The sequence below is a fragment of the Variovorax sp. GW821-FHT10D07 genome (assembly GCF_059415325.1).
The window spans coordinates 38,955-63,841 of the sequence record NZ_JBWKMZ010000007.1; the positions used below are offsets into that span (position 1 = coordinate 38,955).

Sequence of the window (24,887 nt, forward strand, 5' to 3'; positions counted from 1 at the left end):
CATGCCGGCAAACGAGGATCGCCTCCCTCAAAAAAGAAAACGCCCGATGAGATTCATCGGGCGTCCATCGCCGGCTTCAACGGGCCGGCTCCGTGTCCTTCTCAGGTATCAGCCTGTGAAGAACGGATCAAGGGAAGCTTGGCAGCTGCACGCCTCTCAAGCCCCATGCGCCTCGCTCGCCGGCACCACCGCCGGCCCCTCGCGCCGTGCCTTCTGGATCGAGCGCACGAAAGCCACGAGCTGCCACACCACGAACACACCGATCAGGCCCAGCAGGGTCGCGCTGATCGGGCGGTTCACGAACACGCCGAAGCTGCCGCGGCTGATCAGCATGGCGCGCCGGAAGTTTTCCTCCAGCATCGGCCCGAGGATGAAGCCCAGCATCAGCGGCGCGGCGTCCAGCTCCAATCGCATGAAGGCGTAGCCGAGGCAGCCGAACACGGCGGTGATGAAGATGTCGTCGAGGCTGTTGTTGACGCTGTAGGTGCCGATGCAGCAGAAGAACAGGATCGACGGGAACAGCACGGCGTACGGGATCTTGAACACCGACAGCCAGTAGCGCACCAGCGGCACGTTGAGCGCGAGCAGGAAGCAGTTGCCGACCCACATGCTGGCCACCAGGCCCCAGAACAGGTCGGGGTGGCTGGCGATCATGTTCGGACCGGGCTGGATGCCCTTGATCACGAACGCGGCCAGCATCAGCGCCATCACCGGGTTCTCGGGGATGCCGATGCTCATCAGCGGGATGAAGCTGGTGCGCGCGGCGGCTTCGTCGGCCGCGGCCTGGCCGGCCACGCCCTCGATGCAACCGGTGCCGATCTCGTGCTTGTACTTGCTGACCTTCTTGTCGATGGCGTAGGCCGCGAACTGGGCGATCGAGGGACCGCCGCCGGGCAGGATGCCGAGGAAGGAACCGATGGCACCGCCGCGCAGCGCGCTCGGGATGATGCGCTTGAACTCGGCCCAGGTCGGGATCAGGTTGATCTTGCCGTTGAAGGGCGAACGCTCCTCGCGCGCATCGAGGTTCTTGGTGATCTCGGCGATGCCGAAGCAGCCCAGCGCGATGCTCACCAGGCCCACGCCGTCGGCGAGGAAGGGCAGGTCCATGGTGTAGCGCTGCATGCCGCTGTTGACGTCGGTGCCGATCTGGCCGAGCAGCACGCCGATGAAGCACATCGCGAGGCCGTTGAGCAGGCTGCCGGTGGTCACGAAGCTCACGCAGACGAAGCCCACGAGCATCATCGAGCAGTAGTCGGCCGGGCCGAACAGGAAGGCCACCTCGCCGAGCATCGGGGCCATCCAGGCCAGCACGACGATCGCGATGGTGCCGCCCACGAAGCTCGAGAAGCCCGCGGTGAACAGCGCCAGGCCGGTCTGGCCCTTGAGCGTCATCGCGTACCCGTCGATGCAGGCCACGATGCTGCTGGCATGCGGGATCTTCATCGTGATCGCGCTCACGCTGTCGCCGTACTGGGCGCCGTAGTAGATGCCGGCCAGCATGATCAGTGCGCCGCCGGTGGGGATCGAGTAGGTTAGCGGCAGCAGCAGGCTGATGGTGGCCAGCGGGCCCAGGCCCGGCAGCAGGCCCACCAGGGTGCCGACGGTACAGCCGATGGCGCAGAACAGCAGGTTCTGCATCGTGAGCGCGTGCGAGAAACCGAACGCGAGATTGTTCAAGACTTCCATGGCTTCGTCCTCAGAGCAGGGGCAGGTTCAGGCCCAGCAGCTTCTGGAGCGCGAAAGCCATCGCGATCAGGCCGAGGGAAATCTTGACGTTGCGCACCCACGAGTACGAGAGGCCGGCAGCCGTCGAGGCGAACACCATGAACACGATGCCCGCGACCATGTTGATGTGCTCCGAGATCAGCGCGAAGCCGCAGAGGCTGCCGATCACGATGCCGATGTTGCGCAGGTTGAGCTCCATCGGCTGGCGCGCGACGAAGCGCGAGCGGATCACGGTGGCCACGCCGATCAGGCCGAGCAGCACGCTGACGATGAACGGGAACATGCCGGGCCCGGCGCGCGAGAAGTCGCCGATCGGATAGTTGCGCGCGGCGGTGATGCCGAACAGGAGGGAAATGGCAATGAGGAAGAGCCCTCTGCCTAGGTTGCGGTCGTTCATTTCTGTCTCTGTGGGCGTGCCTGCGCAGCGCGCCTGCGGCCTGTTGTGATGGAGGCAGGGATGCTCGGCGTCGGCGGCTGACCGAAAACTGACACGCGGGCCTCGGGAACTACGTACGGCCGACTACGCCGCAGGTAATCGACGGCCCGCGCCGGTGCGGCGAGGATGCGCGCCTTGCGTCGCTTCTACGCGTTTACCCGAATACCGGAGTCCGCTTGAATCCCTTCCGAACCCTCGCCCCGATCCGCCCCGCCTGGCTGCTGCTGCTGGCCGGCGCGGTCCATGTCGCCGCGCTCGCGCAGACCGCGACCGTGACGGCCTCGCCGCCCGCCGCGCCTTCCCCCATGGCCGCGAACGCGCCCGACGCCTGCAGGCTGATGCCGCGCGCCGACATCGAGGCGCTGTTCCCCGGACGCCCGGTCACCGACAAGGGCCCCACGCTGAGCCCCCTGAGCCGCGGCCCGCAGTACGCCGAGAGCTGCGCCTACGTGGTGCGGCTGCCGAGCCCGACCTCGACGCTGGACTTCGCGCGCTTCGCGAGCCTGACCGTGGTGCGCTGGGGCGACTCGCCCGTGGTCGGCCGCGGCACCGCCAAGGACAGCTTCGCCTCGATCCGCACCGCGCGCGAACGCGTGGCCACCGACCCCAAGCTCAGCCTGCGCATCGAGCCGCTGGCCGGCGTGGGCGAGGAGGCCTTCATGGAGACCAGCGCGCACCGCGTCGCGGTCTATGCGCGCAAGGGCGACCTGATCGTCTCGACCAGCCTCGATGCCTATTCGAGCCAGACGCCCGGCAACGCGAGCGCGCTCGCGCGCCAGGCGCTCTCGCGCTGGCAGCCGGGCACCGGCATGGTGGCGGCCGCGGCGCCGATCGCGACCCAGGCGGCGCTCGAGGTGCCGGCCGACACGCGCGTGTCGCAGACCGCGCCCGCCGACCGGTGGCCCGATGCCTGCGCGCTGATGACGCCCGAGGACGTGAAGGCCGTGTTCCCCGACATGACGATCGCGGCGCCGGTGCAGTTCAAGGGAAAGATCACGCACGAGTCGCGCGAGAACCGCATCGAGGAGATTCCCAGGCCGATCGGCTGCCTCTACAACGTGCGCCGCACCGACACCCTCGACGGCAAGCGCGTGACCGTCTCGCACCAGGTGCAGATGAGCGTGCGCAACCTCGCATCGACGCCCGCGTTCTCGCAGCGCTACTTCGAGGTCTCGAAGAAGGTGGGCGAACCCAAGACGCCGGTGGCGGGCCTCGGCGACGAGGCGAACATCGACATCCTCAACCGCATCCAGATCCGCAAGGGCCTGCTGAGCGTGGAGGTGCGCGTGGGCGGCGGCGAGCGCGACGCGGCGCTGCACGCAGTGGCACGCGAACGCGTCAACGCGCTGGCCGCGCGCGTCGCGGCGAAGCTGCCCTGAGGCCGCGCCGACGCCGACCCCGGGCCGTCAGCAGCAGGCCTCCGCGTCGGCATCGGCGTCGCTCATCACCTCGCGCGTGTGCGCATCGGCCGCGAACCACAGCTCGATGCGCAGCGAGGAGGAATTGATGTCCTGCGGAATGCCGAAGGCACTCTGGAAGGTGGAGAAGTTCAGCGTGCCCAGCGGCGTGTCGAAGCTGAGGTTGAGGCTCGGCGTGGCGAGGCCGAGCGAGGGCACCTCGGGCAGCCGGCCGTAGCGGCGGTGCAGCGAGTCGGCCAGCCGATCGACGCGCGGCCGCAGCGACGGGCGCAGCCAGCTCTCGGTCTGCAACTGCGCGAGCAGGCTGGCGCCGACCTGCGCCGCGTTGCGCGAATGGCTCAGCAGGCCGTCGTCGTGCGCCACGCAGTCGATCATGTCCAGGCCTTCGAAGCGATGGTCGACGGCCTCGCAGTAGCCGGGCATCACGACCGTGCAGAGCCACTGGCCCGCGCAGTTGGTCGCGAGCATCTTCCAGTCGGGATCGAACACCAGGCCCGGCAGCGGGTTGTGCAGCTGCACCATGCGCTGCAGCGCGGCCTCGTTGGCATCGGTCATGCCGATCCACGACGTGCCCTCTTCGCTGGCGACGGTGGTGAAGCCGCCGAGCGACAGCGCCGCATTGCGCAGCGAGGTCGGCGCCTCGACCTCGTTCATCCAGGCCCGCAGCAGGTCGCGGCTCGGCGCGGCGCGGCCGGTCTCGAGGAAGCTGACGTGCCGCTGGGAGACGCCCAGCCGCAACGACAGATCGAGTTGGGAGATGTTCTTGCTCGCCCTCGTATGGCGCAGCAGCAGAGGCAGGCTCATGGGATCGGGGTCCAGGGATCGAAAAGCCCGCCATTGGACCTGAACGAAGGGCGAAACGCTTCGTCGCGAACGCAACAAACATGCGTAATCCGGGTAACAGGCGGTAGCGCCTTTGCACATGGTGCGCGGCCATTATCTGGAAGGTTATCGACGCCCTCCAGCCAGGGCGGCAACATGCCCTTCGCACCGGTGCCAGGGGCCTCTCGCGCACGGGTCGCAGCGCCGGTCCGGCGTTCCCCGGACCGCACGCTCGCCGCGCGACACGCGCGGCCTCCAGCCTCCTCGTCCACCGCATCGAACCCTTGCCCGCCGCCCATGTCTTCCTGCCGTACCGACGCAGCGCACGCTCGTCCGAGCTGCTGCAGCCGCGCGCCGAAGCGCCCCTGTCCGCCATGCCATCGGAAGACCCGGCGGTGCGCGACATGACGGGGCTGCCGCTGCACAGCGCGGCGCCGGTTCGTTTCGTCACGGACGGCCCGCTGCCGCACGCCGTCGACGGCGGTGCCGCGGCCGGCGAGGACGACCCGCTGCTGCGCATGCGCCCGATGCTGCAGGCGCTGGGCTTCCAGTGGTTCGCCTACGGCACGGTGGCGCTGGCGCAGGGCCGGTGGCGGCCCTCGAGCTTCTTCACCGGCCATGCCAATCCGCGCTGGACCGAACGCTATTTCTCGCAGCAATACCAGGAGGTGGATCCGCGCGTCGATGCCGCGCAGCGCAGCGCCGGTCCCTGGGTCTGGGACCGCGACAGCCTGGCGCGCCAACACCCGCCCGAGGACGCCCGCTTCGCGCTGCACGAACGCTTTCTCGAGGACCTGCGCGCCAGCGGCATCGGCAGCGGCGTGCTGTTCCGGCTGCCGGCACCGCCGCTGTCGTTGCCGCTCGGCGAGCACACGCTGGTGAGCCTGCAGTCGGAGCGCACGGACAGCGCGTGGATCGGCGCCGGCATCGTCGCGCTGGCCCGCATGCTGGCCGAGGACTTCCACCGGCGCGTGCAGTCCTGCGGCCTCGCTTCGGCGCCAGCCGCGGACCGGTTCGGCGGCGACATCGGCGGCGCTTCGAGGATGCTCAGCGCGATGCAGCTGCGCATCCTCGAGGAACTGCGGCAGGGCCGCGGCGACAAGGAGATCGCGCACCGGCTGCAGATGTCGGGCCATGCGGTCGACTACCACCTGCGGCAGCTGCGCGCGCGCTTCAAGGTGCGCAACCGCGTGCAGCTCGTGAACGCGGCCGCGCGCGCGATGCTGCCGGGCGCGCCGGCCGCCTGAGCGCGATGTGCGCGAGGCCTTTCGGCCTCACTCCTGCGGAAAGCTCGCCACCAGCAGGCGCACGAGTTCGGCCTGCCGCTGCACGCCCAGCTTGGCGAAGATCTGCTTGAGGTACTGCCGCGCGGTGCCCGCCGACAGCGCCATGAGCCCGGCCGCGCCGGCCAGGTCCTCGCCCTTGCCGAGCAGCACGGCCAGTTCGGCCTCGCGCGCCGTGAGCCCGTAGGCCTCGACCAGCCGGGCCGCGGCGATGGTGCCGTCGGTGCCGGCGTTGTGCACCATCACCGCGACGCGCGCGCTGCCGAACTCGGCCTGCGCCGAGAGGCTGGCCGCCGGCACGATCGACAGGATCAGCGGCCGCAGCGGCAGCGCGCGCCGGATGGTGACCGGCAGGCCCTGCGCCGCCACCGCGCCATCGCTGAGCGCCGCGCGGCGCGACTCGGGCGCGAGCTCGGCCGCGAGCCGCACCGCCTGCTGCAGCCGGCGGTCTTCCGCGCCGTCGCGCGCGCGCAAGCCTTCGCGATCGGCGCGCAAGCCGCAACCGGGTTGCGCCAGCAGCGCGCTCGCGCTGCGGTTGAGGAACACCACGCGGCCCGCGGCATCGAGCAGCAGCACCGCCTGCGGCGCCAGGTTCAGCATGTCGTGCGCCGCATCGACGCTGGCGCGCGCGCGCTGCCGCAGTTGCGCATGCAGCTGCTCGATGGTCCGCAGGTGCGGTACCAGCGCCTGGATCGAGGCCAGCTCGTCCTCGCGGAAGTCGTGGCCCGACTCGAGCGAGCGGCAGTAGCTGAGGCCGCGCCAGCCGTCGTGCTCGCGCCAGTACGACACCGCGGCCAGGCCACCGTTGAGCGGCCGCAGCACCTCCTGGTAGAGCTCGGTGCTGGCCATCGCCCGGCGGCTCAGGAAGGTGGAGGTGCGCACCGGCAGGCCCGAGGCCGTGAGCCGGACCAGCGACTCGTGGTCGGCCATGGTGAGCCACTGGCCGAGCTCGCGTTCCTCGACCTGGCCGAACTGCGTGCAGGCACGCCACTCGGTGTCGCCGTCGTGCATGCTCGTCATCACCACGTGCTCGGCGCCGATGCACTCGCGCAGCACGTTGAGGTCGATGCCGCCGGCACCCGGCGCCGCCACCTCGGCATACAGCCGCCGGACCGCGTCGGCCAGCGCCGTGGATTCCAGACCCATGTTCCCTCCTGTTCGGGAGTAGCGCGCGCGGGCGCGGATGCGCAGACTCCCCACTCTGCTGTCATTGGCCGGACGGCGGTCGCGCCACGGCGCGCCGCAACGCGTCCGGGCCGTGCCAGCGTTTGTCGTGAACCCGCATGGCGCCGTCCTTCCTCACCCTTTCACATGCACCCCCGGGTGCCACCCGCCGCGACGCATTGCTGCGCGTCGCGCGCGGCGGCGCCGGCGTGCTCCTGTTTTCGGGCTCGCGTCGCGCGCCAGCCTCGGCGGCCTCGAGCGAGGCCTTCTCCCCTGTGTCTTCCGCCCGGCTGCGCTTTGCCCTGCCGCTGCTCGACGAGGCCCTGGCCTCGCGCGCCGCGTGGGAACCGCTGCTGCACCCGCTGTGCGCCGCCGTCGGCTGCGCGCTCGAGACGGCCACGCTGTCCAGCCTCGAATCGCTGGCACGGGCCGTCGCGCACGCCGAGGTCGACGCCGGCTTCCTGGCCCCCGAGGCCGCGCTGCAGGCGGTGGTCGAGGGGCGGATGCGGATTCTCGCCCAGGCGAAGCGCCCGGCGGCGCAAGACCCCAACCGCGCGGTGCTGCTGGTGCGCCGCGCGGCCCCGCCCGACGCGCTCGACCGGCTGCTGGCCGAGCCCCAGGACTGGCGCATCGCCTACGGCGAGCGGCGTTCCATCGCGGGCTATGTGCTGCCCCAGGCGCGGCTGTTCCTGCCGCGCGGCATCGACATGGAGACCGCCTTCCGCACCGAGACCGTCGGCTCCACCTTCGCGAGCAGCCTCGCGCTGGCCAACGGCGACGTCGACATCGCGACCGGCACCCTCGACGACCACCGCCTGTTCTGCCGCCGCTTTCCGCCCGAGGGCCGGCAGCTCAGGATCGTCTGGCAATCGGAGCCCCTGCCCGCCGAGCGCTTCGCCATCCGCGCCGATTGGCCGCGCGCCACGCGCCAGGAGGTCCGCCGCTTCCTGCTGCGCTATGGCGCCGCCGCCGGGCCGCGCAGCGCCCGGGAGCGCGCCGTGCTGCGCGCGCTGAACGCGCCGGCCGGCTACGAGGCGGCACCCCACGCGACCCTGCTGCCGGTGGCGCAGCTGCAGCGCGACCTGGCGCTGCAGCGCGTGCGCGCCGCCCAGTGGACCAGCGACGCCGCGCGCGCACGCCGGCTGGCGCAGATCGCGGCCGAGTACGAGCGGCAGAAGGCGGTGCTGCTGCGCGACGAGGAGCGGGTGGCGGGCTGAGTGCCGGTGCGTCATGGCCACCGGTTTCGGTGGCCTTTGCCGGTGCCCGTCGCGGGCTTCGTGCGAGGATCGCGGCCACCCATGTCCGCTCCCGTTACCCCCGCGCCCCTGAAACTCTGGCACGTCAGCGAACAACCTGACATCGCCGTCTTCGAGCCCCGGCTGCCGCCGAACCGCGACGCGGCCGTGGCCACGCCCGTGGTCTGGGCCGTGGACGACGCCTGCCTGCCGCACTACCTGGTGCCGCGCGATTGCCCGCGGGTCGCGTTCCGCGCGCTGCCCGCGACCACGCCGCACGATCTCGCGCACTTCTTCGGCGATGGCGGCAGTCGGCACGTGCTGGCGATCGAGCAGGACTGGCATGCGCGCGCGCAATCGACGCCGCTGTACCTGTACGCGCTGCCGGCCCGGTCGTTCCGCTGCGTCGATGCCAATGCCGGCTACCACGTGTCGGACCAGACGGTGCGCCCCGAGGCCGTGCACCGCCTCGCGCAGCCGCTGTGGATGCTGGCCGAACGCGGCGTGACGCTGTGCGTGGTGCCGCAGCTCTGGCCGCTCGCGCGCGAGGTGGTCGCGTCTTCGCTGGGCTTCTCGTGCATCCGCATGCGCAATGCACGCGCGCAGGACTGAGGACGACGGATGAAGCCCCGCCCCGCTGCCGTTAAGCTTGCCCGCGCGTCCCGCTCCTTGATGCCCTCGCCTTCGATGCTTCTTCGCCGCCCCGCCCTTCTGCTCGCCACCCTCGCCGCCGTCGCCGCCATCGCCGCGCTGGCCGTCGCCGGCTACGGGGGCGCCACCTACTTCAACCTCAACCCCGCGCGCGAGGTCGGCGCGGTGGTCGACGAGTTCAACGGCGTGAAGGTCTACTACAACGGCGGCGTGAACAACGCCGAGGGCCGCGCGCTGTCGAGCGACGGCTACAACCTCGGCATCCAGTACCAGTGCGTGGAGTTCGTCAAGCGCTACTACTTCGAGCGCTTCGGCCACCGCATGCCCGACGCCTACGGCCACGCCAGGGACTTCTACGACGCGGCCACGCCGCAGGGCATGCCGAACACGAAGCGCGCGCTGGTGCAGTACCGCAACGGCCAGGCCGAGAAGCCGCGGGTCGACGACCTGATCGTGTTCGCGCCGACGCTGCTCAACCGCTATGGGCATGTCGCGATCGTGGCGAGCGTGGGAGACCGCGAGATCGAGATCGTGCAGCAGAACCCCGGGCCGTTCGGCGAGAGCCGCGCGCGGCTCGCGCTCGATGCGCAGGGCGGGAACTGGCGCGTAGAGGGCGGCACCCTGGGCTGGCTGCGGCGCGCGCAGGCGCCGTCCTGAGCCAGGCGACGCGCGGGTGAGCCTTCCCCGCCTCAACGCCAGGGGCGCATCTCCACGCGCAGGGTTCCCGTGAGGCCGGGCCGGACGTCCTGGATGATCGTCATGTCGAAGGCATAGCCGTCGGTGCCCTGCAGCGGGTACAGCGTGGCCTCGATGCCGGGCTTGCCCGGATGAACGTCCTGCGCGCCATAGAAGACGCGCCACCCGTACTTGGCGGCGGCATCCGGAAAGGCCTCGACGATGATCAGGTCGCGATAGACGAAGCCGCCTTCGTAGTGGCGCTTGAGGAACAGCAGCCCGTCGATCTCGTAGTCGGGAACCAGCACCTTGATGTCGAAGGCGAAGCTGACCGAGCCCGAGGCCACCACGCTCTTGTTCGGGTCCAGGAACAGCGAGAACAGGTGCGGGCTCTTGCCGCGGTCGGGCGTGCGCGCTCCGCCCGCGGCCGGAAACAGCTCGTCGTAGCCGCGGAAGATGGCCGAGTTCTCGCGCGCCTCGCGCCGCGTGATCTGCCACTGGGCACCGCGCACGCTGGCCACCACCTCGAACTGGTAGGAGGCCTTCACGCTCTTGCCGTCGTCGAGTGCCGCCTGCACCTCTTCGGGCAGCGTGATGTCGTCGATGTCGAGGATGCCGTCGGCGCGCAGCTGGCCGAACAGGAAGCGCGTGAGGTTCTGGTAGCCCTCTTCCGAGTTGACGATGCCGTAGTGCCCCGAATGGCTGCGATTGACGAAGGCGCGCGGCGATCCGACGTCCGTTCCGTCGGCCGCCAGCCCATGGGTGGTGGCGTTCTCGATGCGCACCAGGCCGTCGCTGGCATCGCCCGCGGCCCATGACGAGAGGCCGCCCGCCACCGCGTAGTCGCGCGCGTTGGTGCCCACCAGGTTGAACACCCGCTCGGGCGGGAAGTTCGTCACCATCGACACGTCGTCGCCCTTGGGAACGGCCATGTAGCCGGCCATGCGCTCGCGGTTGAAGTTGTTGACGTCGCCGAAGGACAGCCAGCCCGGCACGTTGCGCACGATGCGCATGTCGATGCCGTTGTGCGGCGTGGCATAGGTGAAGAGCTTGTCGACCGCCGCGCGCGCCGCGGCCGAGCCCAGCCTGGGGTTCTGCAGGAAGGCACGGCAGACCAGCCCGCCCATCGAATGCGCCACCAGGTAGACCTTGAAGTCGGCCGGCGTCATCGCGTTGTTCGGGTTGGCGCACACCCGGTCGCGCAGGCGCAGGATCAGCTGGTCGAGCCCCTGGGCGAAGGTCTCGATCGCCGGTGTCTTGCCGTTGCCGAAGTCCTTCGAGGCATCGTCGTAGTAGCGGTAGATGACGATGCTGCGGTAGGGCACGGCCTGGTCGGCGCGCGTGGCGGCCATCAGGTCGTCGCCGTCGACGAACACGTCCTCGTAGCGGTGGTCGCCCATCAGCCGGACCAGCGGCGACTCGAAGTAGAAGCGGCGCATGTCGCCGGTCCAGGCCATGCGCGTCTTGGTCGAGCCGATGTTGAAACCCATGTAGGGATCGGCCACGGTCTCCTCGATCTCGCCCTGCGTGGCGGCGAAGCCGCGCACGTAGATGATGGGGTGGTAGGGATGCTGTGCGTTGCTCATGGCCGGCGTTCCTCAGAGACCCGCGTAGTCGATGAAGCCCTTGTTCACGCTGTTGACCTTGCGGGTCAGCCTGAACACACCGATCCCCTCGCGCGATCCGCCCACATTCGAATTGCCCTCGAGCGTCGTCATGATCCCGCCCGTCACGCTCTCGACCAGGCCGGTATGACCCAGGCCGCCACCGTGGTCCATGATGAAGATCATGCCGGGCTGCAGCACCGCGGGGTCGGCCTTGGCCGCGGATGCGTTGATGCGGCGCGCGCCCTTGGAAGGCGCGCCGTTCCAGTGCGCGAGGCAACCCGCGGTCTTGAACAGGGGGTTGGCGCGACCGAGCTGCCGGGCCGCCTGCTCGAAGCACCAGTAGACGTAGGCCGCGCACCACGAGTGCCCGCCGCCGAGCCCGGTGCTGCGCAGATACGCCTCCACGTCGGGCCCCCGGTTGGAGCCGGGCGGCACTTCGCGCACCTGGCGCGCTTCCTCGCCCGACGCGACCGCCAGTGCGCGCTTCAGCAGATCGTCGGTGGTGCTGGTGGCCACGGGCACCTGGTCGTCGCCGAACAGGGCCGCCCAGGTGATGCTGCCGACCTCGCCGTCGATCTTTAGCGCATGGCCTTCGCTGTCCACGCTGCGCGACTGGAAGAGCTTGACCGCGCTCTTCATCATCGGGCCGAAGCTCGGCTGCTGGGCATCGAGCTTGACCGCTTCGCCGCCCTTCAGGACCAGCACCCGGTTCAACCGGTTCTTGAGTTCCTTGACGATGCGGGCATCGGTTTCGCCCTGCTTGATGACGCGGCCGGGATATTGCATGGCATGGTCCCCCAAGTTGATCGAATCGACCTCGAATCCACCGTGCGACTGACATGCCCGCCGTTGCACGCGGGCCCTGTCTTTGTTGTTGTGGGTTCGAGTCTTTCACCGCCGCCATCCCACGCCTATATCCCGCTTGCTCTACTTCCTCGGGAGGATGGTCGGTGCCGGGCGCGCGCCTTACCGTCGCGCCCATCGGCAGGTTCCCTGCGGCACGGCGGACTTCGCGTCCGGTTCCCCATGAGCGATCTTCCTTCCCAGAAATCGTGGCTGGAACGGGCCACCACCGCGGTGGGCATTGCGGGGTCGCTGGTCACCGTCGCGCTCACGGCCTGGAACGCCCAGACCAAGCAGCAGATCGATCAGCGCGAGGCGGACCTCAAGATGCAGACCGCCGCGCTCGACGCCGAACTGCGCCGGCGCAGCACCAGCGTGGAGGAATCCAAGGAGCGGGTCGAGCGCTACAAGTGGGTCTATGGCCTCGTGCCCGAGCTCAGTGCGACCGACGGCTCCAAGCGCAACGCGGCACTGGCCATGGTGCGGCTCGCGCTCTCCAAGGAAGAAGCCGAGGGCCTGCTCGCCGGGCTGCAGCAATCGCCCGATGAACAGGTTCGCAAAGCCGCGGCGCAGGGCGTGGCCACCATCGCCAACATCGAGAACGCCGAGCTCGTGCGGCTGGTGTCGCAGGTGAATGCCGCCGGTGCCGACGAGCGCCGCCGCGCGACCGGTCGCCTGCAGCGCGACTTCAACGATTCGGCCGAGGCCATTTCGCTGGCATTGAAGCTGCTCGATGCGAGCCAGGTCGACAAGCTGTCGCCGAGCGGGTTGATCAACGTTCTCTACTTCCTGTCGCGCACGGATCCGCGCGCATGGACGCCGACGGAGATCGCCGCGGCCAACCGGGTGCTGCCGGGCGTGCGCGCACGCAATGCCGGGCCGCAGACGCAGGCCGAACTGGGGCGGGTGGAGGACACGGTGAAGGCAGCGGGGCGGCAGTAGCTCGCGTCGCGCCAGCCGCCCGCCGCGGCGATCGCGATCTTCCGGCCCTGCTTTGCCGAGAAGATCATCGCGGGGCCGCGACGATGAACGTCAAAAGGGCAGCGCTAGCAAAGCAGCCCGCGGCAATCGAATGCCGTCATGAAGACGATGTAGGGACGGCCACCATCGTCGTAGCTCCGCCAGGGCCTGGCCCCCGTCGCGCCTTCGCGGTTGAGGATGGCCATCAGCTCCGCCGCTTGTTCAATGGTGTTCGGCCTGGCCGCGGTCGTCACGTCCACCGCCTTGAACTTGAAGCTCGACGCCTGCGCCTCGTCTCGAACGTAGAGGTTCACCAGCTTCTCGGCGACGAGGGCCGATGTCACGAACACCGAGCCCTTGGCACCCTGCTCGTTCTGCTCCGCGACGAAGCCGGTGCTCCCGCCGGACTTGGCGGTCACCAGCTCGAAGGCGCAGCGAGCGGTCGATGGCGTCTCCTTCACCAGGGCAAGGCCCGCGCCCCGCACCTGGGTGCCGCAATAGCCGAGCTTGCCCAGGTCGTTGAGCGGCCGGAGCAACTCCTCCGGGCTTCCGGCCATGAGGGGGACCTTGATCGCGTCCACGTACTCGTACTGGATCGCCTCACCCGTCACCTTGCTGAAGACGTTCTTCGGCGAGGTACCGCCGCTGGGCGTGAGGCGATAGCCCTCCGCGCCCTGCGCCTGGAAGTCGGCCAGCGTCAGCGGCGCGCCCGTCGAGACGAAGCGATGGTCGTAGCGGGCCGTCTGGCCCTTGCGCTGGTAGATCGCTCGCCATTGGCCGCGCGCGGAGGCATCGACGAAGACGATCCGATCCAGCAGGTAGCCGGCGAAAGCGGGACTCGTGAGTTCCGTCGTGAAGGCATCGAAGCCGCTTGCATCGACGTTCCCCAACAGGAAGGTGTAGGGCGTCGTCTGCATCGGGCGGGTGGCCGGTTGTTCCGTGGCGGGATCGGGCACGGTCGCAGGCGGATTGCGAGCCCCCTCGATGCCCGCCAGCGCGGCCGCCGTGGCCGGCGGCAGGCCGGCATAGCCGTCGCTTCCTCCTCCACCGCACGAGGCCAGGATGGCCGAGATTCCGAGCACGGTCGGCAGCAGGCGAAGCGATCTGTTCATTGATTTCTTGTCGGGGCGGGAAAGCGACGCGACGGTGCATGCGCTTGCGGTCGCAAGAGACGCCCCTGCCGCTGGCACGACCAGCGCGAGCCTGCGGGCTCTGTGCGTCGACCTCTCTCCTCGTCCCCTGTGTAGTTTTGTGTGTCAGCGAATCTTACGTGGGAGATGCGCTGTCCCGGACGGCGCCGATCGCTCGGCAGAAGAATTTCTTCTTACCGTTGCACGAATCGCACGCCTCGTCCCCTGCGTGGTCCCGCACGGCAGGCGAGGTGCCCCGCGCCCTCAGACCGCCCGCGACGGCCAGGTCCCGAGTTCGCGCTTGTAGGCGCGCGCGAGGATCGCGCCGGTCGAGTAGCCCACCGCATCGGCCGCTTGCTGCAAGGTCAGCCGGCGTTCGCGCAGCAGCCGCGACGCCAGATGGATGCGCCAGCGCGCCAGGTACTGCATCGGCGAGAGATTCATCTGCGCGCGGAATCGCGTGGCGAAGGCCGTGCGGCTCATGTGGCACAGCGCCGCGAGCGATTCCAGCGTCCATGGGTCCGCGGGCCGGGCGTGGATCGCCTCGAGCGCCGTGAGCAACCTCGCATCGGAAAGATCGGGGCCCGAGACACCCGCGATGGGCATGCCCGCCTCCGGCCTGCGCAACCAGGCCAGCACCGCGTGCTGCATCAGCGCGCCCAACAGCTCGGTCACGCCCACGCCGTTGCCGCCGGCCCTGCGGTCGGCCATCCAGCGCACCGCGTCCGCCATGGCGCGCAGCCAGGGCGCGGCATCCGCGGCGCGCAGGTGCAGCACGGACGGCAGCGATGCCACCAGCGGATGGGCGGCCAGCTCCACCGAGCGGTAGAAGCCGCCACTCCACACGCTGTGATCGCCGCCCGCCGGTGCGTGCCGCTCGGCACCGGCGGCGCCGGCGGAATGCGTCAGCAGTTCATCGAGGCTCGACGCGGGCAGGCCGGGGTCGGAGAAGACACGGTGCGCATCGCCGCGCGGCAGGAACACGACATCGCCATGCCGCAGGTGCAGCGCCGGCTCCCTGCCGACCTGCAGCCAGCAGTCGCGGCCGCCGACCACGTACAGCGGCGTGCGCCGCAGGCTCTCGACGCGAACGCAGAAGCGGGGACCGAGCTCGACCTGGAAATGCAGGGCCGGCTCGAAGCGCATGCTCTGGACGACGGACTCGGGCGCGGCCTCGGGCACCGGGAGGCGAGGCGCCTGCCTGGCCAGCAAGGCCGCGAGCGCGGCCGAATCCCCATGCCGCCAGCGCTCCGAAGACCGCCCGGGCCGGCGCGGCGCGGCATGCGGCGACAACGAGGACGGGGTCTGTCCGCGCCGGCAGGAGAAGGACATCCAGAGCATGAATTCGTGGTGAAAGGGTGGTGGCATGGGCCCGAAGAACCCACCCGCGATTTGTAAGCCCTTCCCCTGCTTCCAGCCCCCTCCCATCCGTGAGTACCGACCCGGTTTTCGGATCGGCCATTCGGTCTACGCCTCAGGCGCCGGGGCCGTTGCCGTGCGCGGCGATCGGGATCACCGAGGAGCGCCATGCGCGCCGGGTGGTGCCCACGACGCGGGCCGCGGCCGGCGCGGCGGCAATGCGCTGCAGGTAGGCCTTGAGCTCGGCGGCCTGCTCGTCGTAGCCGCGGATGCGCGGCAGCATCGCGTTGACGCCGCCGGCCGGCAGGCGATCGGGGCTGGCCAGCGTGTCTTCGATTGCGCCCCGGAAAGCGCCGGTGTCGCCGATCTCGACCACGCGGCCGTTGACGCCGTCCACGATGTCCTCGACGACACCGCCCGCCGCGGTCGCGATCACCCAGATGCCGCGGGCCAGGGCCTCGCGCACCACCAGGCCGAAGCTCTCCTTCCACAGTGAGGGCACCAGCAGCACGTCGATGTCGTCGTAGAACGCGTCCATCTCGGCCTGCTCGAAGGGCGCCACCACGCGCACCTGGCCCGACACGCGCCACTCGGTGGCGACGACGGACGCCGCTCCGGTGCGCAGGGCAATGTCGGTGATGACCAGTTCGTAGCCGCCCGCGCGCATGCCCTCCAGCACCTGCTGGAGCCAGAAGTAGCCCTTGTGCACCGCGCGGCCGCCGAGGTAGGCCATGCGCAGCGGCGACTCGGGCCGGCGCGCCGGCCGCGGGCGCGCGGGCAGCGGCACGCCATTGCGGTTCACCGCGATCTGCTGCGGCGCGACGCCGTTCGCCACGTAGAGCTCGCGCTGGAATTCGCTGGGCGCCAGCAGCAGGCTCGCGCGGTCGAGCACGTCGCCGAGGAAGAACCTGCGCTTGAAGGTGAAGCCGCTGTCCGGCACGCACTTGGAACAGGCGCGCAGGTCGATCGCCTTCTGGTTGCAGTACACGCCGTTGTCCTGCACCATGAACTGGCGCTCGCACAGCCACCAGGCATCGTGCAGCGTGATGGCGTAGGGCACGCCGGCCTCCACGCAGGCATGGGCCATCGTCGCGCCGAGCCGCTGCACCGAATGGAAATGCACGACATCGGGCCGCAGCGATTTCAGCAGCCGCGCGAAGATCTCGCCCACCTGCGGATCGTCGTAGTCGAGCGCGCGCTGCGTGTCGTCGGCCACCTGCACGGCGATCACCGGCAGCCCGTCGACCTCGTAGCGCATCACGCTGTAGGGCTCGAGCTCCGAGCCCAGGATGGCGGTGAAGACGGTGACGTCGCAGCCGTCGGCCTGCAGCCGGCGGCACAGCTGCTCCGCGACCACGGTCGCACCGCCGAAGCTCACCGGGGCGAACAGCACGTTCACGGCCAGCACCTTGAGGCGCGTGGCGGGCGCCGGCAGCAGCGGCCCGATCACCTGCTGCAGCTGCCGCGCGGCCACCACCTGCGGGTGATAGCGCGACAGCACGCTGCGGCGGGCTTCCTCCGCGATGCCATGGCGCAGGCCGGCATCGAGCACCAGCCGGGTCAGGGCCGCCTCCCATTCCTCGGGCGTGTCGGCGATCATGCCCGTGCGGCCATGCTCGATGCCTTCGCGGAACGGCCCCGTGCCCGAGCAGATGCTCGGCACGCCGAGGATCGCCGCCTCGATGAACTTGATGTTGCTCTTGGCTTCGTTGAACAGGCTGTCCTCGAGCGGCGCGATGCTGATCTGCCACGAGGCGAGCGCGCGCAGGTAGTCGTCGCCCTGCAGGAACGGGATCTGGAACACCCGGTCGGCGAAGCGCCGGAACGGCGCCGGCAGCTCGAGCGGGCCATGGATGGCGAGCCGCACCTGCGGATGGCGCTGCATCACGGCCAGCAGCGCGGACGCCACGACGCCGAAGTCGCCGTCGTGCGTGCGCGAGCCGCTGCCGTAGCCGATGGTGACGAAGCGCGGATCGGTCTTGACCGGACGCCGCTCGAGTTCCGCGGCGAGCGCGAGGATGCCCTCGTCCAATGCATTCGGCACCACATGCGTCTTGCCGGGAACGATCTCGCCCATGCTGCGCGCGATCGCGGCCGTGCTCCCGATGCCATGCTGGCAGTGGCTCAGCATCTGCCGGTACTGCGCCGTCGTCTCCTTCGACGATGCCATGCGATCGGACGGAGCGCCCGAGGCGAGCAGTTGCCGGCGATAGGCGTCCCAATCGAAGATCAGGTCGTCCACGTCGAAGAAGCTGGGCACGCCCAGCCGCCGGGCCTCGGTCGCCAGCAGCACCATGTGCGGCGCGGCCGGCACGCGGTAGAGGATCAGCAGGCCATGGAACGGCAGGGCCGCGCGGCAGGCCTCGGCATCGCGCCAGCTGAGCACCGTGGTCTCGAGGCCCAGGTGCTCGAACATGTCGACCTTCTGGTCGACCCGGTAGCGCTTGCAGGCCGGTATCGACAGCTCGGCGACGATGAGGATGCGCGCGCCCAGGCTCTGGCGCGACAAGGGCGTGAGCGGCGCGAGCCAGGGCCGGTGCCGCGCGGGATCGCGCGACGGCAGCGCGGCGATGGTGTCGAGCGACGGGCGAGCGCGCCCGGTCGATCGCTGCGCGACCCAGCGCTGGGCCCACCGCAGCAGCTGCCCGCGGCGCCGCTCGTAGAAATCGCCATGGCGCGTGCCCGCCGGAAAGACGCGCAGCCGCAGCCTTCCGTAGAACAGCACCAGCTGCAATCCAAGGCTGGCTTCGAAGCCGTCGATGCGCGCGGCCTGCGCCGCGGCGTGCGCCTTCAGCGCGAGGATGCGGGCATCGCGCTCGGCGATCTCCACGTCCTTCTCGAGCGATTCGAAGTGCCGGGTCTCGAGCATTTCCTCGGCCCGCTCGCGCTTGGCCGTGACTTCCGCGGCATGGCTGCGCAGACGTTCCAGCTCCTGCACCAGGCCCTCGATCCTGCGCGCGAGCACGCCGTCGAGCGGCGGCACGCGCGGCCCGAGACACAGCACGCCGAGCCCCAGGCCCTGCTCGAATTCGAAGGACGGATGGCGCTGCCGCAACAGCGCCCAGAGGCGGCGCAGCTTGCAGCCGGCGCGGGTTCCGTGCACCAGCACGAGCGCCTGCGGGCCGAGCTTGGCGCGCCACGGCGCGAGGTCCAGCGTGGCCAGCCGCGCCGGGTCGCCGGCATCGACATGCAGCAGGTCGATGCTGCCGTCCGCGAAGGCCGCGGCCGCCTCGCGGTGGCCCGCGAGCCGCGTGTCCACCGTGTGGCAGACCGCGCCGCGCGCGGCGGACTGCCTGAAGGTGGCACCCGGCACGCCGCCCTCCGCGCCGAGGTCGACGACGATGGCGGGCCGGGTGTGCTCGAGCAGCAGCGCGACGAAGGGCGCATGCACGCTCCAGGCGCGCGACGCCTGGGCCTGTGGCGCGGAGGAGCCCTTGGGTGCGAGGCCGCAGGTGGCGGTGAAGGTGGGGAGCGTGGACATCGGAAGGCTTTGCGCGGGCGAACTCGGAGCCCGACGATTCTTCCGACATGCGGCGCCACGGACTACAGCCGGCAGGACTGAAATCGCAGCCCGGCGTTCAGTTGTGCGGGCACGGTGCGCGGCCCTGCGCCGCGCATGTTCATGCCGCCGGCGCGCGCAGCCGCTGCCCTAGCCGCAGGCGGCGCGAACGATCTTGCCGGTGGCCGGGTCCGTCTCGATCGTCACGCGCTCGCGCCGGTAGTCCATCGTCGCGGGCTGTCCGGGCTGGAGTTGGCGCACGAGGGAGGCTCCGGTCGACTGCCGGGCCTCGGCATCGCCGATGCGGTTCTTGCCCGCGAGGGCACTCGCCGCCTCCGGCCGGCAGATGCCGGAGGCGCCGTCGTCACGCGCCTGCGGCGCGCTGCAGGCGGCGATCGACAGGACGGCCAGCGCCAGGGTCGCGGCCGGTATCAGTTTCGAGGTGGAAGCCAAGGCACATCCTTTCCGTGAACATGAAGCAGTGCCTGCATATTCCACCATGGCCGCCGCGCCACGGCATCGGCACGGGCCGGCGGCCGCTCACCCGATCGTGGTGCGGCGGCGCTTCCATATGACGCCGTCCACCAGGTAGTGATGGAAGTTCAGGACGAAGTGCGCAATGAGAATGGTGGGAAGCCCGAGCCACAGCAGGCTCTCGCCGATGCGGCTGGCGGCGAGGTACAGGAGGGCACCGCCGATCGCGCAGGACAGGAAGAAGCGCATCGGCGGCATCAGGACGGCGCGCCATGGCGCTGCGCGTGCCGGTGAACTTCTCGCCGTCTCCCCCTCCTTGCCCGTCGCGTCGTCGCGCTGCCGTTGGCGATAGACGAACACCAGGTACTGGATGTTGTGCCAGACGTTGACCACCAGCCAGCCGATGGTGATGTCGCTGATCCAGACATAGCCGACCAGCGAAACGATCAGGTGGGACAGCACGAGGCTGTCGAACGGTCCCGCCGCCTGCCTCATGCGCCTCGAATACGCCAGGCATGCCAGCCAGCACGCGGCGCCGACGAGGGCTGCGATTCCCGCGGCCAGGGCCCACGCCTGCGGAACCGGCGGCAGCCAGATTGGATAGCCGAGGAAGCTGTCGGCGCCCTGAGCACTGCGATGCAGATAGCCCCATGCGGGGAACAGATAGATCAGCCCATAGGGCAGGCTTCGCCAGGGCATCGGGGGCCTCCGGTCGCAGCGCCTCGCGATGCCGTAGCACTGGCGGGAGACATGGAAGGACTGCGCGAGGAAATAGACGGCGAACAGTCCGGCCACTTCATAGGCGAGGGCGACGATGGTCAGGCCCGCCAGGATCAGGACCGGCGCGACGAAGACCAGCGCCTGGCGCATGCGGGGACGCGAGGCCATCGCGCCCAGGCGGGCGTAGGTCGCGACGATATGGGGATTGGCCAGCAACCAGACATCGACGTAGAGAATGGCCAGCATCATCGGCGCGGACCACGATGCCAGCGCGCCGGCCGCCAGCGCCGCGAGCAGGTTGCCGACGACCAGCCACTGCTCGCGTCGCATCGAGCCGGCTGCGACGGTCCCCGACCAGAGCCCCCCATGCGCCGTCATGTCACGGGCATCGGCATAGGCCGCGGCCGGGGCGATCCGAGGGCGGCCTGCGTGGGAGGGATCGAAAACACCGAGCCGGGCCGCAGATGGCGCTCGAGATCCGCCCGCATGGTTTCGTAGGCCGCGCTCCGGGCTGCCGTGAATCTCGAATCGAGGGTCGCGCGGCTCGCGATGCCCGACAAGCCGGCCGGCGGAAGCTGCTGGTAGGGGTCGTACTGTTCGGTGATCTCACAGGGGTGGCAGCGTCCGTCCACGTCGTACTGGCTGTCGATCCTCACCGTGTAGAGGGCACCGCCCTCCTTGGCCGGGTCCACGGGAAAATTGAAAGTCAGAAGCTGTGCGGACGCCCTGGTGCCGGCCTTGGTTTCAACGGGGATGAAACCGGCATTCCTGTAGGCCCCAACGATGGCCTCCTTGAGACTGGACTCATCGATGCCGGTGAAGGAGTTGCCGAAGAGATTCCGCTCGCCGGCCCACTGCCGCTTGTAGTTGAAGCCTCCCCACGCGGGATCCCTGTGCTCGCGCCCGCTGGACTCGATGGTCGCGTACGCGTTGTCGATGGCCGGCACGAGCAGCGCGCTCAGCTCGTACTGCGTCATCCACGGAAGCGCCTGGAACTCGGACGCGTTCCTGATCTCGGCGAACCGCAGGAAGCAGGGATTGCACCGCTTTCTTTCGTCGAACAGCTCGTCGGCCGAAATGAAGATCATCGGCTTCGGCTCGACCTTCGGATAGGCATCGAACCTGAACTGGAAGATCGTCGACTTGTTCTTCTGCGCGTCCACGGCGACGAGAGAGAAGCCCGACTTCTGGAAAGCCTTGCTCACCATCGACCTGAATTCCGTGACGGCGATCTTCTGATAGGCCGCGGCCGGAATGGAGGGCCGTCCGATCTTGTAGCTGAGACCCAGCACACCCGGCAGCTGCTGTTGGGCCGAAACGGCCAGTGCGGCCAGCAAGCAGCATCCGCCCAGCAGGGCCTTGCAAATACGGGAGATGACCATCACGCATGCCTTCTGTCAAAGCGCGCCGCGCGCGCCACGTCGATCGGGGTGGAAGCGAGCTTCGGGGACTCGGCCAAGTACGCCGCGATGGGCGCAGTGCACGGCCCTCCTCGTCCCGCGTGTGCCTGCGGGACGAATCTTAGGGGTGGGAAGAAGCGTCCCGATGACGGATCGATCACATGCCGGCGGTATTTCGTCGCGGCGTTGCGCCCAACGCACGCCTCATCCAACCGGGGGATATCCAGCAGGTGTGCGACCCCGGCGTTCAGTCGCGCCCGGATGGTCAGTCGACGTGGTCGTAACGCTCGACCTGGCAGGCTTCGGTCCCCGGCTGCGTCGCGCACACCGAATACGCATGCGGCGGCGTGCTCGCGCAACCGGCGAGCAGCAGCATGGCGAACATCGACGCAAGAAGAAGCCGCGCCCGCATGCTCATTCCGCCTGCGCGATCACCAGCAGCACCGAGGCCGGCGTCTTCCCCACCGACGTGATCTTGTGCGGGATGCCCGCGTTGAAATGCGCCGTGTCGCCGGCCGACAGCGTTTCGGTACGGCTCGCGAGCTGCAGCGTGATGCGGCCCTTGAGCACATGGAGGATCTCCTCGCCCTCGTGGTGGCTCATCGGGTGGTTGCGCACCGGCTCGTCGGTCGGGTGCAGCACGAAGGCCACCATGCGGTGGCCCGGCAGCGAGCCCGACACCAGCCGCGCCGCGCCGCCCGCGGTCGCCGGCTGCTGGCGATGGATGACCACCGGGTCCTCCTCGGACGACTCGGCGAACAGCTCCTCGACCTGCACGCCCAGCGCCTTCGACAGCTTGAGCGCGGCGCCCACCGAGGGCGTGGACACGCCGCGCTCGAGCTTGGACACGTAGCTCTTGGTCAATCCGGTGGCCTGCGCCAACCCCTCCAGCGTGAGCCCCGACTGGACCCGCAACAACTTCAACTTGATGGACATGACTTTTCTTTAGGACACTTGTGTCCTAAAATGGATTTGTTTCTCGAACCCGATCGCACACGCAACGCGGCCGATCCCGCGCCGCACAGGAGTATGGTATGCCCGCACCTTCGCCGTTCCGCCGCTGGATCGCCCCTGTCCTCGCCCTGACGCTGGCCTGCGTCGGCGCGGCGGCCCAGGCCCAGCCCTACCCCGCCAAGCCGATCCGGCTCGTGATCCCGTTCGGCGCCGGCGGCATCACCGACATGGCCGGCCGGCTCATCGGCCAGGCGCTCGGCGAGGAACTCAAGCAGCAGGTGGTGATCGACAACCGTCCCGGCGCGGGCGGCTCGATCGCCGCGCAAGCCGTGGCACAGGCGCAGCCCGACGGCTACACGCTGCTGCTCGGCACGGTCGGCACGCAGGTGGTCAACAAGATGATCTATGCGCGGCTCGGCTACGACCCGGCGGCGCTGACGCCCGTTTCGCTGGTGAGCAACTCGCCCTATGTATTCGCGGTCGCGGGCCTCGATGGCGTGAAGGACCTGCCCGCGCTGGCGGCCTATGCGAAGAAGAATCCCGGCACGCTGAACTTCGGCTCGGCCGGCAACGGCAGCTCGCCGCACCTCGGTCTCGAACTGTTCAAGCTCGCGACGCACAGCGACATCCTCCACGTGCCATTCAAGAGCGGCGCCGAGGCGGTGAACGCCGCGCTCGGCGGCCAGGTCCAGATCGTGATCGACGCGATTCCCGTGATCCAGCCGCAGGCCAAGGCCGGCAAGCTGCGCATGCTCGCGATCGCCGCCGACCACCGCAACCCCGCCGTGCCCGACCTGCCCACCAGCAAGGAACAGGGCCTGGGCGAGTTCCAGATCGGTTCGTGGAACGCGCTGCTGGCACCGCCCGGCACGCCGCCGGCGCAGGTCGCGCTGGTCGACGAGGCACTGGCGCGCGCGCTCAAGCGCCCTGCCCTGGTGGCGCGCCTGGCCGAGCTCGGCATCGAGCCGCTGCCCACGGGTGCCGCCGCCTACGGCAAGCACCTGCGCGCCGAGACCGAGAAGTGGACGCGCGTGGTGCGCGCCGCGGGCACCAAGGTCGACTGATGGCCATGAAGCTCCACGACACCTTGCGCTCGGGCAATGCCTGGAAGGTGCGGCTGATGGCGGGCCTGCTCGGCGTGCCGCTCGAGCGGCACACGCGCTCGATCGACCGCGGCGACCTGCGCCGGCCCGACTTCCTCGCGATCGCGCCGCTCGCGCAGGTGCCAGTGCTCGAACTGGCCGACGGCAGCTGCATCGCCGAATCGATGGCAATCCTCCACTTCCTCGCACAGGGCTCGCCGTGGTGGCCCGCCGAGCCGCTCGCGCAGGCACGCGTGCTGACCTGGCTGTCCTTCGAGCAGGAGCGCCACATGAAGCCGCTCGCGAAGCTGCGCCTGCACCTGGCGCTGCACCGCGACCGCGATCCCGCGAGCCCCGAATTCCGCGCCTACCGGCACGAGGCCCTGGCCGCGCTCGCGCTGCTCGAAGCGCGGCTCGAACGGCAGGGCCCCGACGGCTGGGTCGCCACCGACACGCACCCGAGCATCGCCGACGTGGCGCTGTACCCTTACACGCGACTCGCGCCCATGGGCGGCATCGAGCTGCAGGGTTTCGTGGCGATCCGCGCCTGGCTCGCGCGCATCGAGGACCTCGACGGCTATCAGGCACTTTTTCCCGCGCATCCCGAGAAGACCTTCTCGACCAGCGAAACCCCTTAAGGAGATCCCCATGGCACTGCAAGACACCTTCGAACTCGCGAAGGAAGAACTCGTCGCCCAATCCATCGTCCAGATGGACCAGCACTTCGCCGAGAGCCCCTACACGCCGCGGCAGAAGCTCGCGCTGACCTGCCGCATCCTGTTCGACAACGGGCACGACTCGGGCCTCGCGGGCCAGATCACGGCACGCACCGGCAAGCCCGGCGAATACCTCACGCAGCGCCTGGGCCTGGGCTTCGACGAGATCGCCGAGGACAACCTGCTGACGGTCGACGAGGACCTCCACGTGCTCGACGGCGCGGGCATGCCCAACCCGGCGAACCGCTTCCATTCGTGGGTGTACCGCGCGCGGCCCGACGTCAACTGCATCATCCACACCCATGCGCTGCATGCCTCGGCGCTCGGCATGCTCGAGGAGCCGCTGAAGATCAGCCACATGGACAACTGCGTGCTCTACGACGACGTGGCCTTCGTCGGCGAATGGCCCGGCGTGCCCGTGGGCAACGAGGAGGGCGAGTTCATCTCGGCCGCGCTCGGCCAGAAGCGCGCGCTGCTGCTGTCGCACCACGGCCTGCTGGTCGCGGCCACGAGCATCGAGGAAGCCTGCGTGCTGTCGATCGCCTTCGAGCGTGCCGCCAAGATGCACCTGCTGGCCGCCGCGGCCGGCACCATCCGGCCGATCGACCACCGGCTCGCGAAGGAAGCGCACGACTGGATCGTGCGGCCGCGCCGCAACACGGTGGCCTTCGAGTACTACGCGCGCCGCTCGCTCAAGGACCCGCGCAACGCGGACTGCCTGCGCGCGGCCTGAG

The 24,887-nt window shown here is 69.8% G+C and carries 22 protein-coding genes; 9 read left to right on the top strand and 13 right to left on the bottom strand.

The window, feature by feature from the left end:
* Positions 1 to 156: 156 nt before the first annotated feature.
* Together AC07PU_RS20675 and AC07PU_RS20680 are read right to left on the bottom strand one after the other, a co-directional pair.
* Positions 157 to 1,686, bottom strand: coding sequence for a tripartite tricarboxylate transporter permease (locus tag AC07PU_RS20675; protein ID WP_093354916.1), 1,530 nt, complete (start codon positions 1,684 to 1,686; stop codon positions 157 to 159).
* A gap of 10 nt (positions 1,687 to 1,696) precedes the next feature.
* A complete protein-coding gene (locus AC07PU_RS20680) occupies positions 1,697 to 2,122 on the bottom strand; it encodes a tripartite tricarboxylate transporter TctB family protein (protein WP_177239571.1) in 426 nt (141 codons plus the stop codon).
* A gap of 215 nt (positions 2,123 to 2,337) precedes the next feature.
* On the opposite strand from AC07PU_RS20680, the gene AC07PU_RS20685 reads away from it, so the two are divergent.
* Positions 2,338 to 3,540 (top strand): hypothetical protein, encoded by a 1,203-nt coding sequence (locus AC07PU_RS20685; RefSeq protein WP_495320050.1) that lies wholly within the window; start codon positions 2,338 to 2,340, stop codon positions 3,538 to 3,540.
* 27 nt (positions 3,541 to 3,567) lie between these two features.
* On the opposite strand, the gene AC07PU_RS20690 is transcribed toward AC07PU_RS20685, so the two are convergent.
* Positions 3,568 to 4,383 carry an MmyB family transcriptional regulator gene (locus AC07PU_RS20690; protein ID WP_495320052.1) on the bottom strand — a complete coding sequence of 272 codons (816 nt, stop codon included), beginning with the start codon at positions 4,381 to 4,383 and terminating at the stop codon, positions 3,568 to 3,570.
* Positions 4,384 to 4,685: 302 nt separating this feature from the next.
* Here AC07PU_RS20690 and AC07PU_RS20695 point away from each other — a divergent pair, with 302 nt between their 5' ends.
* Positions 4,686 to 5,648, top strand: coding sequence for a helix-turn-helix transcriptional regulator (locus AC07PU_RS20695; RefSeq protein ID WP_495320054.1), 963 nt, complete (start codon positions 4,686 to 4,688; stop codon positions 5,646 to 5,648).
* A gap of 27 nt (positions 5,649 to 5,675) precedes the next feature.
* Here the strand turns inward: AC07PU_RS20695 and AC07PU_RS20700 are convergent, their stop codons facing one another.
* The gene (locus tag AC07PU_RS20700) at positions 5,676 to 6,830 is read right to left on the bottom strand and encodes a helix-turn-helix transcriptional regulator (protein ID WP_495320056.1); all 1,155 of its coding nucleotides are present in this window, start codon (positions 6,828 to 6,830) and stop codon (positions 5,676 to 5,678) included.
* A 293-nt stretch (positions 6,831 to 7,123) separates the two neighbouring features.
* On the opposite strand from AC07PU_RS20700, the gene AC07PU_RS20705 reads away from it, so the two are divergent.
* From AC07PU_RS20705 to AC07PU_RS20715, 3 genes are all read left to right on the top strand, one after another.
* Positions 7,124 to 8,065, top strand: a complete 942-nt coding sequence (locus AC07PU_RS20705; RefSeq protein ID WP_495320058.1) for a phosphate/phosphite/phosphonate ABC transporter substrate-binding protein — start codon at positions 7,124 to 7,126, stop codon at positions 8,063 to 8,065.
* 81 nt (positions 8,066 to 8,146) lie between these two features.
* Positions 8,147 to 8,695: a DUF6886 family protein gene (locus tag AC07PU_RS20710; protein WP_495320060.1), complete on the top strand. Its 549-nt coding sequence runs from the start codon at positions 8,147 to 8,149 to the stop codon at positions 8,693 to 8,695.
* Positions 8,696 to 8,770: 75 nt separating this feature from the next.
* Positions 8,771 to 9,391, top strand: a complete 621-nt coding sequence (locus AC07PU_RS20715; RefSeq protein ID WP_495320062.1) for a CHAP domain-containing protein — start codon at positions 8,771 to 8,773, stop codon at positions 9,389 to 9,391.
* Between the two features lie 32 nt (positions 9,392 to 9,423).
* Here AC07PU_RS20715 and AC07PU_RS20720 read toward each other — a convergent pair whose 3' ends face one another.
* Positions 9,424 to 10,995, bottom strand: a complete 1,572-nt coding sequence (locus AC07PU_RS20720; protein WP_495320064.1) for a PGAP1-like alpha/beta domain-containing protein — start codon at positions 10,993 to 10,995, stop codon at positions 9,424 to 9,426.
* Between the two features lie 12 nt (positions 10,996 to 11,007).
* Positions 11,008 to 11,802 carry a CHAP domain-containing protein gene (locus tag AC07PU_RS20725; protein WP_495320066.1) on the bottom strand — a complete coding sequence of 265 codons (795 nt, stop codon included), beginning with the start codon at positions 11,800 to 11,802 and terminating at the stop codon, positions 11,008 to 11,010.
* 240 nt (positions 11,803 to 12,042) lie between these two features.
* Here AC07PU_RS20725 and AC07PU_RS20730 point away from each other — a divergent pair, with 240 nt between their 5' ends.
* Positions 12,043 to 12,801: a hypothetical protein gene (locus tag AC07PU_RS20730; RefSeq protein WP_057591046.1), complete on the top strand. Its 759-nt coding sequence runs from the start codon at positions 12,043 to 12,045 to the stop codon at positions 12,799 to 12,801.
* Between the two features lie 104 nt (positions 12,802 to 12,905).
* On the opposite strand, the gene AC07PU_RS20735 is transcribed toward AC07PU_RS20730, so the two are convergent.
* The 7 genes from AC07PU_RS20735 to AC07PU_RS20765 form a co-directional block, all read right to left on the bottom strand.
* Positions 12,906 to 13,931, bottom strand: coding sequence for a hypothetical protein (locus AC07PU_RS20735; protein WP_093354888.1), 1,026 nt, complete (start codon positions 13,929 to 13,931; stop codon positions 12,906 to 12,908).
* 282 nt (positions 13,932 to 14,213) lie between these two features.
* On the bottom strand, positions 14,214 to 15,290 hold the full coding sequence (locus AC07PU_RS20740; protein WP_495320069.1) for an AraC family transcriptional regulator: 1,077 nt from the start codon (positions 15,288 to 15,290) through the stop codon (positions 14,214 to 14,216).
* Positions 15,291 to 15,423: 133 nt separating this feature from the next.
* Positions 15,424 to 18,789 carry a glycosyltransferase gene (locus AC07PU_RS20745; protein WP_495320071.1) on the bottom strand — a complete coding sequence of 1,122 codons (3,366 nt, stop codon included), beginning with the start codon at positions 18,787 to 18,789 and terminating at the stop codon, positions 15,424 to 15,426.
* Positions 18,790 to 18,957: 168 nt separating this feature from the next.
* Entirely contained in the window at positions 18,958 to 19,260 is a 303-nt protein-coding gene (locus AC07PU_RS20750; protein WP_296776273.1) for an I78 family peptidase inhibitor, read from the bottom strand.
* A gap of 87 nt (positions 19,261 to 19,347) precedes the next feature.
* Complete coding sequence (locus AC07PU_RS20755) at positions 19,348 to 20,331, bottom strand: hypothetical protein (protein ID WP_495320074.1); 984 nt, start codon at positions 20,329 to 20,331, stop codon at positions 19,348 to 19,350.
* Between the two features lie 44 nt (positions 20,332 to 20,375).
* Positions 20,376 to 21,383 (bottom strand): hypothetical protein, encoded by a 1,008-nt coding sequence (locus AC07PU_RS20760; RefSeq protein WP_495320625.1) that lies wholly within the window; start codon positions 21,381 to 21,383, stop codon positions 20,376 to 20,378.
* A 432-nt stretch (positions 21,384 to 21,815) separates the two neighbouring features.
* Complete coding sequence (locus AC07PU_RS20765; protein ID WP_208508864.1) at positions 21,816 to 22,337, bottom strand: helix-turn-helix domain-containing protein; 522 nt, start codon at positions 22,335 to 22,337, stop codon at positions 21,816 to 21,818.
* Between the two features lie 98 nt (positions 22,338 to 22,435).
* Between AC07PU_RS20765 and AC07PU_RS20770 the strand changes: the two genes are divergently transcribed.
* Genes AC07PU_RS20770 through AC07PU_RS20780 form a run of 3 tightly spaced genes read left to right on the top strand, consistent with a single transcriptional unit; the run spans position 22,436 to position 24,886 of the window.
* On the top strand, positions 22,436 to 23,419 hold the full coding sequence (locus AC07PU_RS20770) for a Bug family tripartite tricarboxylate transporter substrate binding protein (RefSeq protein WP_495320076.1): 984 nt from the start codon (positions 22,436 to 22,438) through the stop codon (positions 23,417 to 23,419).
* A gap of 5 nt (positions 23,420 to 23,424) precedes the next feature.
* Positions 23,425 to 24,075, top strand: a complete 651-nt coding sequence (locus tag AC07PU_RS20775; protein WP_495320078.1) for a glutathione S-transferase family protein — start codon at positions 23,425 to 23,427, stop codon at positions 24,073 to 24,075.
* 16 nt (positions 24,076 to 24,091) lie between these two features.
* On the top strand, positions 24,092 to 24,886 hold the full coding sequence (locus tag AC07PU_RS20780; protein WP_490875621.1) for an aldolase: 795 nt from the start codon (positions 24,092 to 24,094) through the stop codon (positions 24,884 to 24,886).
* Position 24,887 lies beyond the last annotated feature (1 nt).

Coding starts and splice junctions, on each gene's coding strand:
- AC07PU_RS20675 (WP_093354916.1), bottom strand. CDS start 1,686: ATGGAAGTCTTGAACAATCTCGCGTTCGGTTTCTCGCACGCGCTCACG.
- AC07PU_RS20680 (WP_177239571.1), bottom strand. CDS start 2,122: ATGAACGACCGCAACCTAGGCAGAGGGCTCTTCCTCATTGCCATTTCC.
- AC07PU_RS20690 (WP_495320052.1), bottom strand. CDS start 4,383: ATGAGCCTGCCTCTGCTGCTGCGCCATACGAGGGCGAGCAAGAACATC.
- AC07PU_RS20700 (WP_495320056.1), bottom strand. CDS start 6,830: ATGGGTCTGGAATCCACGGCGCTGGCCGACGCGGTCCGGCGGCTGTAT.
- AC07PU_RS20710 (WP_495320060.1), top strand. CDS start 8,147: ATGTCCGCTCCCGTTACCCCCGCGCCCCTGAAACTCTGGCACGTCAGC.
- AC07PU_RS20715 (WP_495320062.1), top strand. CDS start 8,771: ATGCTTCTTCGCCGCCCCGCCCTTCTGCTCGCCACCCTCGCCGCCGTC.
- AC07PU_RS20720 (WP_495320064.1), bottom strand. CDS start 10,995: ATGAGCAACGCACAGCATCCCTACCACCCCATCATCTACGTGCGCGGC.
- AC07PU_RS20725 (WP_495320066.1), bottom strand. CDS start 11,802: ATGCAATATCCCGGCCGCGTCATCAAGCAGGGCGAAACCGATGCCCGC.
- AC07PU_RS20730 (WP_057591046.1), top strand. CDS start 12,043: ATGAGCGATCTTCCTTCCCAGAAATCGTGGCTGGAACGGGCCACCACC.
- AC07PU_RS20735 (WP_093354888.1), bottom strand. CDS start 13,931: ATGAACAGATCGCTTCGCCTGCTGCCGACCGTGCTCGGAATCTCGGCC.
- AC07PU_RS20740 (WP_495320069.1), bottom strand. CDS start 15,290: ATGCTCTGGATGTCCTTCTCCTGCCGGCGCGGACAGACCCCGTCCTCG.
- AC07PU_RS20745 (WP_495320071.1), bottom strand. CDS start 18,789: ATGTCCACGCTCCCCACCTTCACCGCCACCTGCGGCCTCGCACCCAAG.
- AC07PU_RS20755 (WP_495320074.1), bottom strand. CDS start 20,331: ATGCGACGCGAGCAGTGGCTGGTCGTCGGCAACCTGCTCGCGGCGCTG.
- AC07PU_RS20760 (WP_495320625.1), bottom strand. CDS start 21,383: ATGGTCATCTCCCGTATTTGCAAGGCCCTGCTGGGCGGATGCTGCTTG.
- AC07PU_RS20765 (WP_208508864.1), bottom strand. CDS start 22,337: ATGTCCATCAAGTTGAAGTTGTTGCGGGTCCAGTCGGGGCTCACGCTG.
- AC07PU_RS20770 (WP_495320076.1), top strand. CDS start 22,436: ATGCCCGCACCTTCGCCGTTCCGCCGCTGGATCGCCCCTGTCCTCGCC.
- AC07PU_RS20775 (WP_495320078.1), top strand. CDS start 23,425: ATGAAGCTCCACGACACCTTGCGCTCGGGCAATGCCTGGAAGGTGCGG.